Source organism: Mesorhizobium sp. M0239, assembly GCF_040321815.1.
GTDB lineage: Bacteria > Pseudomonadota > Alphaproteobacteria > Rhizobiales > Rhizobiaceae > Mesorhizobium.
The window spans coordinates 1-12,897 of sequence record NZ_JAMYSG010000045.1 but is presented as its reverse complement, the minus strand read 5'-3'; the positions used below and the strand labels follow the sequence as shown (position 1 = coordinate 12,897).

Annotated in this window: 13 protein-coding genes; 8 read left to right on the top strand and 5 right to left on the bottom strand. The window is 58.2% G+C overall.

Annotated elements, in window-relative coordinates; all coding sequences use genetic code 11:
- The first annotated feature begins 62 nt into the window (after positions 1-62).
- Both NKI99_RS31035 and ku read left to right on the top strand, forming a co-directional pair.
- Complete coding sequence (locus NKI99_RS31035) at positions 63-926, top strand: ATP-dependent DNA ligase (RefSeq protein ID WP_352442793.1); 864 nt, start codon at positions 63-65, stop codon at positions 924-926.
- Positions 927-1,013: 87 nt separating this feature from the next.
- Positions 1,014-1,838, top strand: coding sequence for a non-homologous end joining protein Ku (gene ku, locus NKI99_RS31030; protein WP_352613321.1), 825 nt, complete (start codon positions 1,014-1,016; stop codon positions 1,836-1,838).
- A 272-nt stretch (positions 1,839-2,110) separates the two neighbouring features.
- Here ku and NKI99_RS31025 read toward each other — a convergent pair whose 3' ends face one another.
- On the bottom strand, positions 2,111-2,473 hold the full coding sequence (locus tag NKI99_RS31025) for a PDZ domain-containing protein (RefSeq protein WP_352442791.1): 363 nt from the start codon (positions 2,471-2,473) through the stop codon (positions 2,111-2,113).
- Entirely contained in the window at positions 2,464-3,699 is a 1,236-nt protein-coding gene (locus NKI99_RS31020) for a trypsin-like peptidase domain-containing protein (RefSeq protein ID WP_352461367.1), read from the bottom strand. Before NKI99_RS31020 ends, NKI99_RS31025 begins: the two co-directional genes overlap by 10 nt.
- Before the next feature lie 71 nt (positions 3,700-3,770).
- On the opposite strand from NKI99_RS31020, the gene NKI99_RS31015 reads away from it, so the two are divergent.
- The 6 genes from NKI99_RS31015 to NKI99_RS30990 all read left to right on the top strand — a co-directional run bounded on the left by NKI99_RS31015 (position 3,771) and on the right by NKI99_RS30990 (position 7,291).
- Entirely contained in the window at positions 3,771-4,082 is a 312-nt protein-coding gene (locus NKI99_RS31015) for a hypothetical protein (RefSeq protein ID WP_502905345.1), read from the top strand.
- A 227-nt stretch (positions 4,083-4,309) separates the two neighbouring features.
- Entirely contained in the window at positions 4,310-4,786 is a 477-nt protein-coding gene (locus NKI99_RS31010) for an Hsp20 family protein (protein WP_352442814.1), read from the top strand.
- A 74-nt stretch (positions 4,787-4,860) separates the two neighbouring features.
- Positions 4,861-5,364, top strand: a complete 504-nt coding sequence (locus NKI99_RS31005) for an Hsp20/alpha crystallin family protein (protein WP_352442789.1) — start codon at positions 4,861-4,863, stop codon at positions 5,362-5,364.
- 72 nt (positions 5,365-5,436) lie between these two features.
- Complete coding sequence (locus tag NKI99_RS31000; RefSeq protein WP_352442788.1) at positions 5,437-6,204, top strand: NADH dehydrogenase ubiquinone Fe-S protein 4; 768 nt, start codon at positions 5,437-5,439, stop codon at positions 6,202-6,204.
- 407 nt (positions 6,205-6,611) lie between these two features.
- Complete coding sequence (locus tag NKI99_RS30995) at positions 6,612-6,755, top strand: hypothetical protein (RefSeq protein ID WP_164893121.1); 144 nt, start codon at positions 6,612-6,614, stop codon at positions 6,753-6,755.
- Between the two features lie 221 nt (positions 6,756-6,976).
- Positions 6,977-7,291 (top strand): DUF982 domain-containing protein, encoded by a 315-nt coding sequence (locus tag NKI99_RS30990; RefSeq protein WP_128306078.1) that lies wholly within the window; start codon positions 6,977-6,979, stop codon positions 7,289-7,291.
- An 891-nt stretch (positions 7,292-8,182) separates the two neighbouring features.
- Here the strand turns inward: NKI99_RS30990 and NKI99_RS30985 are convergent.
- The 3 genes from NKI99_RS30985 to NKI99_RS30975 all read right to left on the bottom strand — a co-directional run.
- A complete protein-coding gene (locus tag NKI99_RS30985; protein WP_352613318.1) occupies positions 8,183-10,795 on the bottom strand; it encodes a bifunctional diguanylate cyclase/phosphodiesterase in 2,613 nt (870 codons plus the stop codon).
- Between the two features lie 297 nt (positions 10,796-11,092).
- The gene (locus tag NKI99_RS30980) at positions 11,093-11,959 is read right to left on the bottom strand and encodes a class I SAM-dependent methyltransferase (RefSeq protein WP_127296061.1); all 867 of its coding nucleotides are present in this window, start codon (positions 11,957-11,959) and stop codon (positions 11,093-11,095) included.
- 706 nt (positions 11,960-12,665) lie between these two features.
- A partial coding sequence (locus NKI99_RS30975) for a hypothetical protein (protein ID WP_352613316.1) occupies positions 12,666-12,897 on the bottom strand: 232 nt, incomplete at its 5' end.

Below are 12,897 nucleotides of genomic sequence, written 5' to 3'. Positions count from 1 at the left end.
TCTAAAATGTTCCGGAACCATTTTAGCGCGCGCTAATTGAATTGCACTATGCGAGTCAGCGCATGCCTCTGAAATTCATCAAGCCCATGGAACCCGAGCTGGTCGACACGCCACCGCAAGGCGACGAATGGCTTCATGAGATCAAATTCGACGGGTATCGGACCCAGATTATCAAGGATGAAAACGGGATCCGGCTGTTCACCAAGAACGGATACGATTGGACCGGCCGCTATATCGAACTTGCCGGAGAGGCGGAGGCGATCGAGGCGGAAAGTTTCATCATCGACGGCGAGGCAATCACCGTCAACGAGGCCGGTCTGTCCGACTTCCACGCCCTGCAATCAGCCGTCACCCGCCGTAAGCCGTCGCGCGACTTGTATTTGGTGGCGTTCGATCTCCTGCACCTGAACGGGCATGATTTGCGCAACATGCCGGTGGAAGACCGCCGCGAAATCCTGCAGGCACTGATTCCAGCCGTCGGCCGCATTCAGGTCAGCAAAGCCATGCCCGGCACCGGCGACGCGGTTTATCACCTGGTCGACAAGGCGGGGCTCGAGGGCATGGTCTCGAAGCGCAAGGACAGCATCTACCGTAGCGGGCCGACGATGAACTGGCGCAAGATCAAGTGCTATGCCGAAAAGGAAATGGACATCATTGGCGTGCAGCGCGAGGCCGGAAAGCCCGCAATGGTGCTCATGGCCGACAAGGGCCAATATGCCGGCGGCGCGTTCGTTGCCTTTAAAGCCGACAAGCGTCGGCAACTATGGGATCGTGTTCAAGGGAAGGTCGGGGGACCAGTTCCGATCGGTCTAAAGAAGGAAAAGGCCGAATGGCTGAAGCCTGGTCTCGTCGGCCGCGTCAGGTTCCTGAAGGGCGAGGAAAGGCTACGCCATGCGAAGCTGCTCGATTACCGAGAGGAGGAATGACTAGCGCTGGCGACGAGGGCTCCCCCTGCGGAACAGAACCGTGTGCCTGGCGTTGTGCGGAACATCGGCACGTCTAGGAGAAACGGCATGGTGGCGCCACGCGCGGTCTGGAAGGGATTTCTGAGGGTTGGTTCCGTGTCATGCGGGGTGAAGATAGTTGGTGCCACAAGCGAGGCATCCAAGATCCACTTCAAGATTTTGAACCGCAAAGACGGTTTACCCGTCAAAAGCGCCTATGTCGATGAAGAGACTGGCGACGTTGTCGAAGCCGAGGATCAGATCAAAGGGTATGAGGCGGACAAGGATGATTTCATCCACGTCGAGCCGGACGAGATCAAGAAACTGAAACTGACGTCGCAGCATACACTTGACGTCGATTCCTTTGTTCCGGTTGCGGAGATCGACACACGTTATCTGGAAAAACCATACTACTTGATCCCGGCAGATGGCGCCTCCCTGGAGGCCTTTGCCGTCCTGCGCGATGCGATGGCCAAAAAGCGCGTCGCGGCACGCTCCTGCGTCGTACTCTATCAGCGCGGGCGCGAAGTGTTGATACAGCCCCTTGGAAAAGGGATGTTGCTGACCGAGCTACGGACCCACGATGAGATGACGTCGGAAGAGACCGTCTTCGACGATGTGAAAAGCCCAAAATACGATGCGGATCTGCTCGAAATCGCGGGGCTCCTTATCGACAAGAAGGTGACGAAGTTCGATCCTTCGAAATTCGAGGACACCTACGAGGATGCGTTAATTGCCACGATTGACGCCAAACGCAAGGGCAAAAAACCCCCGAAACCGGCGCCGAAACCCAGGGAGAACGTGGTCGACTTGGCCTCAGTTCTTCGAAAGAGCCTCGCCAAGGAAGGCATCGGCCAAGATCGGCCAAAGGCCAAGAGCCGCAAATCGGCATAGTTAAAGAGAGCAATCACCAGCAAGTCCCAGTGCTTTTGCACGCTCGCGCGTTCCGTCATGGCTTCCGCCAAATTTCACCGGCTCATCGCACGGCAATTCCTCCTTCAATGAGGTCGAGACGCCCCGACCGGACAGCGCGCTTATCGGTCAGGCGATACCGAAGCCTAGGGACCGCCGGTTCAAACATACTGCTCATCAGCTTCACAACTCTGGTGCGCTCCGGTAGTCGGCCAGCCCAACAGCAGAGATCGCGACGCCGTCTGGCCTGTCAGTCAAGAGTTTGCCACAGCAACGAAGAGCGATTGTCCCTGCCGATCGATACGGAACAGTATTGGCTTTTTCTGCTGACGGGATTTCGCCCATTCCTCACGGACGTCGGACGGCTGGGTCATGTTTCGGTTGTTGGCCGACACGATAACGTCGCCTGGCCGGATGCCGCTTTCGGCTGCAAGACTGTTCGGAGCGACATCCTGGACGAACACGCCCATGGTGTCGGCTTGCAGGCCGAGTTGCTGGCGCGCTTCGTCCGGAATGGCGCTCAGCGATATGCCAAGGCGCTGGTCCTCAGTCCCCAGGCTTGGAATGGCACCGGTCTGTTCCTCCTGATCCCTGCGTTGATCGACAGTCAGCGACAATTCCTGGTTGTGCCGCCCCGGTTCGTTGTCACGGTCACTTTCGATCCCGGCTTTTGGCTTGCTGCCGCCAGCGTCAGGTCATGGACGCCTTGGATGTCCTTGCCGTTGAACCGGGTGATCACGTCGCCGGACTGGATTCCCGCTTTCTGCGCCGGGCTGCCAGCTTCGACCGAGGCAACCAGCGCTCCCTTGGCGCCCGGTATTCCGAGCGCCTCGGCAATGGAGGGCGTGACCTCCTGAAGACGCACGCCGATGAAGCCGCGCTCGATGCGGCCAGTGCTGATCAGTTGGTCGACAGTCCGAGCTGTGCGCGATGGCACCGCGAAGCCAATGCCTATGCTGCCGCCTGACGGCGACACGATTGCCGTGTTGACGCCGATGACTTCGCCGCGCGCGTTGAACAAAGGACCTCCCGAGTTACCTCTGTTGATCGAGGCGTCTGTCTGCAGGAAATCGTCGTATGGACCGGCCTGGATATCGCGAGAGCGCGCAGAAAGGACGCCGACGGTGACGGTGCCCCCGAGGCCGAAGGGACTGCCGATGGCGATGGTCCAGGCCCCTGGTTGCATCGCGTCCGAATCCCCCCAGGCCGTCGCCGTCATGTTGGGCCGAGGATCGACTTTCAATACCGCGATGTCAGTTGCCGGATCGCGGCCCACCACCCGCGCAGGCGCCGTCTCCTTGTCGGAGAACACGACATGAATCTCAGTTGCGTCGGCGACGACATGGTTATTGGTGACGATGTAGCCTTCGGGACTGATCACAAAGCCGGAGCCGAGTGCTTCCCGCACCTGGGGCTGGATACGCCGTCCCCCGTCGAAGGGATTGAGGAAGTCGTTGAGCGTCGTTTGATCCTGGATGATCTGCCTGGTCGTGATTGCGACAACCGCTGGCAGCTTCTGACGCACGATTGCGCTGAAGTCGTTCGGAATTTCCTGTGCGGTGGCCGGAGCAAGGCCGCCAGTCGAGAGCATCAGGGCTCCTGTGACCAAGCCAATGCACAAGTTCCTAGAGAGGTAAGACATGACTGGTTCTCCTGCCGGATTCGGCCTTCGAGTTCGCCAGACGTCAGAACTGAGATTCTCGCCGATTGTTTCACCGGCCCGATAAAATGGTTCTGAGGCGTTGACGACGGGAAGGTGACCCGTGCCGAGCCATTGAAACTTGCTTGAGACGTTCCAAAGTTTCGTCTGGCGGGAATCGCCAGAGCCGCCACACTCAAACACGCAGGAGATTTCGGAAGCGGAGGACCATCAATGGAAGCAGCCATTTCGACTCATTTGCATCGATTGAACCCGTGGCCCCTGATGTTTTTCTGGATCGCTTGCTGCATCCGGCACGGCATTTCAAACATCCCCACGACGTTTTGGCCGACGTTGCCTTGGACGTTCAGGAGAAGCGGGCCATCCTTTCGTCATGGGCGTCGGATGCCTGCGCAGTAGAATCCGTGCCAGCGCTTCGCATGCTGCCCGGGGCGGGTGAACCGGTCACCTTCGACGCGATCATGGATGCGTTGCAACAATTGGATCAATCGGACGAGCTTACCGGTCCTGACGGCAGTGACAGCGCGGTAGTGGCCGCGTTCGTACCATTCGTCGATCGGATTTAAGCGCGACGTAATTGTTCTTGCGCAATGGGCCCGTCGGCGAGTGACCCCGCCGGCGGGTGGCATGGGTGCGTTTGCCCAGATTGCCGCTGAAAATTTTCCTATTCTTCCTCTTGAAGGTGCAAGTCGCGATTCTAAATTGATGGTCCCGGTCGCCCAATGGGGCCGGCAAGACCAGGAGGCGGCAAGGCTCTTGGAGCCTCCTATGATCCATGTTGCTCAAGGAGGATGTGGTTATGAACGTCGATTTTACCCCCCTGTACCGGTCCAGCATCGGCTTCGACCGCATGGTCGACATGCTCGAAAGTGCGAGCCGTGTGGCCTCGTTCGACAACTGGCCGCCCTACGATATCGCCAAGGTCGGTGAGGATGAGTATCGCATCACCATGGCGGTCGCCGGTTTCTCGCAGGACCAGCTGACCATCACTCACCAGCCCAACATGCTGGTTGTGAGCGGGTCGCAATCCGGCGATGAGAACGGCCAGTATCTCTACCGCGGCATTAACGGGCGCGCTTTCGAGCGTCGGTTCGAACTGGCCGACCACGTGAAGGCGGCTGGAGCCAGCCTTGAGAACGGGCTGCTGAGCATCGATCTCAAGCGCATGGTTCCCGAGGAGATGAAACCGCGCAAGATCGAAATCTCTAGCGGGGCTCCCATGCCGAAGATTGAGGCGCCCAAGGTCGAGGCCGGCAAGCTGGCCGCCTGAGCAATCCACCATGAAGACTTCCGCTTGAGCCGGGCGTCCCGCCCGGCTCAGAGACCTACGAAAGGAGAAAGACAATGAGCGTACGTGACTTGATCCCATGGGGCCGGGGCAACGGAAACTCGGCGCCCAGTCTCTTCCCAGATGGAGATCGAGACCCCTTCGTCTCCCTCCACCGGGAGGTAAACCGGCTGTTCGATGACGCCTTCCGCAGCTTTGGCGCCAGACTGCCGGCCTTCGGTCCCTCTTTCGCCGCCAGTTGGCCGAGTGTCGAAATCTCCGACAAGGAAGTCCGTTTGACCGCGGAAATCCCTGGTCTGGACGAGAACGACATAGAAGTCCTGCTGGAAGATGGGGCGCTCAAGCTTAAAGGCGAGAAGCGTTCCGAGACCGAGGACAAAGACCGGCAGTTCTCCGAGCGCTTCTACGGTCGCTTCGAGCGCCTCATTCCGCTCGGCTACGAGGTTGAAGAAGACAAGGTCAACGCCGCCTTCAAGAACGGCGTGCTGACCGTGACCTTGCCCAAGACCGAGCGGGCGCAGGCGAAGGCCAAACGGATCGCGATCAACGGCAAGAACTAACGCATGGCAGTATGGGTGGCGGCCCTTACGGCCGCTGCCCGTACGACCCTTCAGAATCGGGAGGGACAGGCAATGGAGACAGTTCATAGCAGTGACATCAGAAACCCAACCAGAACCTCCGTCCGGCCGGACAATGACAATCGGCCTCGTCTCGACGAGCCGGCTTTGTCAATGGGGCGATCACTGTTTCCGGACGGCGCGACGGCGCGGATCTACCAGCCATGCCGCTCGGCCATGACCTCCGCAAAGCCCCGGAAGGACTGGCGATTGGTCTTCGAACCTCGCACAGCCCCGTTCATCGAGCCGCTGATGGGCTATACGGGCGGCCGGGACACCCTGACCCAGCTTGAACTGAACTTTCCGACGCTGGAAGCGGCGATCCGTTATGCCGAGCGTCAAGGCCTCAACTACGTGTTGCAGGCGGCACCTCCTGCTTCCCAGGCCAAGGTCAGGAGTCAGCATGTATTGGAGGAGAAACAGGCCTTTTCCGACGTGGTTTGGCAGCGGCTGCAATTGGCTTGGCTTCAGGCAAGCCATGGTTATGGCGCGGGTGCACAGGCAGCGCACATACAGACGGTGCTTTCCGAGCCCGACACATTCCACACCTCTCCGATGGAGGTGGTGGATGATCCGGTGCTTTCACCCGACGAGAAACGCGCTCTGCTCAAGAACTGGGCCTGGAACGAGTACCTGATCGACCTGGCCACCGCCGAAGGTATGCCGGAAAATGCACGCCCGACGCGATTGGACGAGCTCGAACTCGCTTTGCTGGCCTTGGAAGCCCGAAACCGGGGCTTCCAGACTCGGACCAGCCCGGTGCACTCCCGGATGGCCGCATGATTGGAGGACCCACTGATCGTCTTCGACGCCCCACGGACCATCCCGAACCCCTTCGTGCTGAGTGCGGCAGCAGGGCGGCCGCGCGCATTAGCGCGCGCCGGAGAGCCCGGCTTCCGGCCAGCCCGAAGAGCCGGCCGCATCTCGCATTGAGTGAGATTGCCGGCAATGCTTTCGAACTCAGGAGATCGAACCCTTCCTCCTGACTGGATCGATCTCGCCGAGGGACTGCGTCCGTAGCAAATCCGTGCAGCCTGACCATAGCCGCTGGCGGGTCCGGATTTTCCGGGCCCGCTCTTTTCTTCGCGAGACCGCAATCGATGCTGCCCCGGTTTGGCGACCTATATCCCCCACCTTGTGTGGAGTGGCCGCAATGGACATGAAATCCAACATTAGTAGTGGAAGCGCCTTTGGCTGCGCTGATGCTGCTCTTCCAGTACATCTACACTGCTACGCAGCACGTGACGCGAACTTCCCATAGCCGGTTCGAAGCCCTGCTTCGCGACGGCAAGATCGCTGACGTGCAGGTGGTGGCTCGAAGCCCTGCGGACTGACCCACACCGCGCTGCCAGCGGGATGAGGTGCCACGGCGATACGATTGCCAAGAGGCTGCTGCGCTCGGCCGGCCACTTCTCTCTTGAACTGAAAAGTGGAATTTCCAATATCCTCTCTGTGCCGAGAAGACGTCACGCAGACCGACATATTTTGCCGAGGAATCATCCTGCGTCACCCGAAGAGGCACAAGCGTCGCTTTAGGGATTGAAGGGAGGTCAAGATGGAAAGCGCTACGTTCAAACAGCCGATTTTCGTCCGAGATGACAGTTTCGTCATCAAAAAGATCGGTTGCGTCATGGATGCTATAGAATTTCTGGAAGAATGGCCGGTCGAAAGGCGCGGCCTTCTCCACGGAGCGGCCTGTGATACGTGCTACTCGGCGTATGATGGTCGCAGGTCGGTCGAGGCCGCGCACAAGACGTTTGCGACCTGGGCACGCAGGGTGGGTGTGATCGAAGACGTTCCCGTGGCGCCGCCTTGGATGACAGGGCCGAAGATTAGCGGTGCAGACGAACTTATAGAAAGTGACCGTTAAAACTCTCTGCGGCGGCAATCATACCGCCGCAGCAAATTACGCTGCATGGCTGGCGCTACGAACAGGATGCTCCCATCTGCTGCCGACCAGACATTCGGATTGGCCTGTATCGGTCGAGGGGGCGTCAATTTCGTTCCGGAGGTAGTCGCCGATGAGCGCGATATAAACCAAGGGCAGCAGTGCGAGCTGGGACAAAAGCCCGTCGCCCTATCTCCTCTGCGTTCCGGCTGCAAGCAGTACGGGTCGATGTCGGCCCCCTCACGACGTCGCCTTCAGCGCGCGGATCACTGCGGCCACCGTCTTGGTATCAGCGCCCCGGCCGACGCGCATCGCGATGCCGTCGAACTCAAGCTGGATCATGCCGGCATCTCGGGTGGCTTTCCGTTTCCGCTGCTTCGGTGAATGCTTGGCCCAGGCTCCGCCGCTGCCACAACCGCCGGCACGAAAGCAGGAGAACCTTGCTGCACCGAAGCGGCCTGTTTGCGCGCTTCGCGGCGCCAGGCGAAGACCTGCTGCGGCCTGGGGCCATACCGGACCGGCGGGCGACCTCGGAACGCCGAAGGTTGCCGCTCCGGGTCAAGCGTAAGGTCAAGTCCAGACACAAGCCGATCTCCAATCTCAATACACGATTGGCAACCTCACAGATCGCGACCACTCCCGAAAGGTGGTCCCGAAACACCGCTTGCATTCCAGCATGAAGGGTTTGTTGCTGATTTAGGTCTTGTTGCTGCCCTGGATGAAATGACGCCGCCCCGGGAGTGCGCCTATGCGTTCGAGGAGCCGTTCCTTCAATACGAAATCATGCACCAGGGCTGCCGCGGGAATAAGCCGAAGGCGGGTAACGATCGCCCTGCCGACCCAATCGTGCCAGGCAAACGCCAGGCCTGACATCTAGCTGGCCGCGCGCAGACGCCGAGAGCGAACAAAGGCCTTTAAGCCGTTGGAATCCAACGCCTGCCCAAAAGCATAACCCTGCAGTATGTCGCAGCCCAACCCCTTGAGTACGCGGGCGTGCTCCATCGTCTCGACGCCTTCCGCTATGACCTCGATACCCAAGGACTTGCCGATTTCGATGATCGACGAGACAACCTGCCTTCGTTGCGGCGATTCGACGATTGGGATGACCAGTTGCCGATCTATCTTCAGTCGGCGTGGTTGTATCTTGAGTAGGCTGACAATGGAGGCATACCCCGTACCAAAATCATCTATCTCTATATCAATGCCCAGTTGCTTGATTTGATCGACATTCCAGGTCACCAGATCATCGTTTTCGTCAAGGAAAATGGACTCAACAAGTTCGAACGAAACCCTTCCCTTCTTGATATTCAGTTCTCTCAAGCTCTTTATAAGTTCTTCATCTTGGAGGCGCCGCGCCGAAACATTGACTGATACTCGCGGTATATGAAGGTTCGCGGCAGACCAGTCTTCAAAATCTGAAAGCGCATGGTTCAGTATGGTTCGATCGATCATAGAGACGACATTTAGTTCCTCTGCAATCCTGAGGAAGACATCCGGCGCTAGAATGCCCTTGTTTGGGTGCCTCCATCGCGCAAGCGCCTCGACACCGACAATTTCGAGCGTTTTTGCGCTAAACTGGGGTTGGTAGTAAGCGATGAACTCATTGCGCTCGAGGCCACCGAGAACTTCATCGGCAATCCGCTTTGTGTCGACAATTTCGCTTTGCATCGCCTCAGTGAAGAATTCGTATCGATTGCGCCCGCGACTTTTCGCTCGGTAAAGCGCGATGTCGGCGTTCACCAGCAGGTGCTTGGCTTCGGCGTCTTTTCCGTTGTCGACCGCAATTCCCACGCTGACACCAAACCGGCATCGGTGACCGTGGTAGTAGACGGGTTCGCCCATCTGGCTGATGATGCGGTCAGCCAGCACCGCCAGTTGCTTGATATCGTCATGCACCGTGCACAGTACGACGAATTCGTCTCCTCCGATCCGAGCGACGAATCCCCCATCCTCGACCTTGGACCGGAGGACGGCAGATGCGTGTACCAACATCGCGTCACCTGCGGCATGGCCAAGCGTATCGTTGATGTGCTTGAACCGATCCAGGTCGATGTGAAGCAGTGCCGCATGGCCGCCGTCGCGCTTTGCGTTTGCTGCGTACTCCTCCAGCACCTGGTCGAGGTAACGGCGGTTGGGCAAACCAGTCAGCGAATCGTGAAACGCGATATGCTCTATATGTGCCCTGGCCGTCTCGAGTTCCGCGTTTTTCGACTCGGACAGCTGTTTTGCACGAACCAGATCGCTATTCAGCAAAACGTCGGCTGTCACATCCCATTCCGCACCAATCATTTTGAGCGTCTCGTTTGGGGCCTGGTATATGGCCGCCTTGGATCGGACATGACGGACCTCGCCATCCGGCCGAACAATCCGGTATTCCGACGAATATGTTCCGCGGCTGGCCACAGCGCGGTCGAAATCTGCGTTGGCGCTAGCTAAATCCTGGGGGTGAATTGCCCCAGCCCAATCCAAGTAGCCGCGAGGCCCCCCATCGCGGGGTTTGCCGTATATTTCGTTGACGCGATCGTCCCACGACAGGTCATTGGTCGCGAGGTCGTGTTCCCAAACGCCAATAGCCGACGCCTCCAGAGCAAGTTCGAGGCGTCTCGACAATCGACGCAGTTCCGCATAATTGCGCTGTCTCTCGCCAATCAGACGACCTGTGACCAAGAATGGGATCACAACTAGCGTCCCGGCCGCGGCCATGATCGCGCGCAAGAGCCACGCGTTGCCAGGTGTCGAAGGCCAGCCGTTTTTGGGGATGGCCGCTATTTGCCAGGAACCTGACGGGAGCAGAACTTCGGCCGTTACTGGATTGCTTCGGCGGACGCCCAGATCGCCGAAGAATTGATCTCCGCTCGGGCCGAGGGCGTCTTTACCGATGAGCGCAACGTCAATCCCGAGATCATCGTCAAACAGGCCGCTCGCCTTGTAAAGGCGCTGCACGTCAACAACGGCGGAAATGATGCCCCAGAATCTTTCAGTATTGCCCGCGCTCGGCACAAAAACTGGGAAACGGCCGATGAAGCCTTGGCCGCCCTGCTTCAGATCAACCGGGCCGGCAAGAATCAACTTGCGCTCGTCTCGCGCCCGCAGCGCGGCGTTACGCTGCCGATCGTCCTTACGGTAATCGAGGCCCACGGCTTTCTCGTTGCCTTTTAGCGGGTACATCAAGGAAACGACCAGATCGGGTGCGCCGGCAATGTTGTTCAATTGCGAGCTCTCGCCGAACAGATTACCCGCGAGCGAGGCGAAGCGTTGCTGTCCCATGTAGGGTTCAGTCACGACCGTCGCGACCAGCCCATGCACAAGTTGAAGGTTTCCGTTGATATTCCCTTCCAGCTTGGCTCGGATCAGATTGACCTTGGCTAGGACATCCGCGCGGACCGCTTGGTCCGAAACGATTTTGTTCTGGTGCTCCGCATACGCCGCGCTGATGGCAATAACCAAAACCGCCACTGCCGCCGGAATATTTGCCGACGAAAACACGGCATCCTTTATGCCGCCTAACCTAGCGCCGGAAAGAGCCAATAGGGTGAAAACCCCCTTGTGTTATTCAGGTTCTCGGATCGACCTGCCCATGGGACATTAGCTTTCATTAATTAATTTTGAACTTCACAGTCCTGAAAACTTTGCACTGTCCGACCGCTGAGGTCGTTCTGGCGCGCCGCCGGAGGGGTTGGAACCAGCCGCCGCTCAATGAGGCAACGTATCGGCTGGGGACGATTCCGGGGTTGTGGCAATCGTGCTCGGCGATGACAATGCAAAACCGAATTAATAGGAGAACTAGTGGCCCTCAATCGCTTTGGGAGCAACAAGGTATGGTATCTTGCCGACGCTTCGCTTCGTCGCGCCAATGGAATAGGCCATTGGGATCTTGGGGGAGGTGTTTGGCAAGCCGTACATATCCTTGCCTGCCCTCATTGCAAACGAAAAGTGCTGCCACGAAACCATGTCATGCTCATTCAGAAAATCGAGCGTCAGCCCCGCTGAAATCAGCGCGTTCACCACATCGCTGATCGGATGGATCCACTCATAATACCGAGGATGCTTCAAAACGCGGTCGTCGCCGGTATAGGTCCGTTCCTCGTTCCATGCGAGCGGTCGAGCTATAGGCGTTCGCCAATCGTGCTTAAACTCCAGCGCCGCGGCCTTACGATCACACTGAAACATCAACGGATGGCCCTCGGCCATATAGAGCCGGCCGCCTGGGCTCAGGAGATCGGCAACGACCCGCGCCCAGCGGAACACATCGTCCAGCCAATTTACCGAACCCCAGGTAACATAAGCAATGTCGAAGGTCCGGCCGAGCGCTTCGACTGCCTCGAATAGTGGCGCTTCCACGAAGCGCACGTCAGTGCCTGCCTTCGCCGCGAAATCGCGCGCAGCTGCGATCGCGGTCGGTGAAAAGTCGAGGCCGGTCACGCTGCCCGCGCCGAGATTCTTCAAGCTGATCGTGTCGAGCCCGATATGACATTGCAAGTGGACGATATCCTTGCCGACAATATCACCCACCTCGCCCGTTTCCAATTCATAGAGATTGGATCCGCCTGCCAGCACATTTTCAATCTGGTAGCTGCCGGTCGTATCGGTCGAATGCAGTTCAGCCCGATCATCCCAATTTAGGCGATTTGCACCAAGAAACGGTTCCAAATTCCCCCCTATTTCCAGCGGCGACTGACGCTTAGTTAACAAGTCGTTAATATACCTTTGCGCAGAAAGAGTCGCGCGTCAATGTGGGCCAACGGGCGGGTGGGCCTACGTCGCAGAGCCCACACCCCGAAGAGATGGCGCCGGTTTCTAAGGTGGAGGCGCACAGTTGGATCGAACGAAGTCCATGAGGGTCCAAGATGAAACCCTAAGACGGGTTGCCGGACGGCCCGCCTGATCTCTACTTCCGCGGCTTCGGCTGACAAACTGTCGAAATGGGGAATCTTCTGGAGAACGATACCTGGCACCAGTAATCTCTACGAATTCGACACGCACGTCATTTCAGTAGCACCGGATACGGGGCCGCTCCGTTGATGCCGGCTGATCAATGGATCGATACGACGAACATTCTGAATCCGTGGCTAATCGGGACATCTGGAAAACTAGTAATCTCCCCCGTGCTGGAACGTGTAAGAGCACGAGTGGTCACCAGAGATGTGTCCCAGCTAACGGCCCTTTCTCACCCCATGATCTGTTAAGTATTTGATATGTGACTATTCTGTCCACCTCATCCGATGAAGCCTGAACCACCAAGAACCGTGATGATCCGCGCTCCGCGCTGTTCCCATTTCCGCCTGCGCCAACATCGTTCTTCACTTTCATCCAGTCAGCTTCTCTTTGAACGAATCGCCGTGCGTAACGTTCGTCTTCACCCGGGGATTCGTGCGTTGCCGCTTGCCGAAAGCCGTGTCGCCAGCTTCGAAATGGATGGCAACATAAGCCGTTGATTTGTAAGGCATGGCAATGAGCGGAGGCTGCGAATAGCAACATGGCGACATGAAAAAGCCCCGCCGAAGCGGTAATGCAGTTCACTTAAGTTGGGCTGGATGAGGATCTGGTAAGACCTATCGAACAGGATGGAGATTCGTTTCCATCCTGTT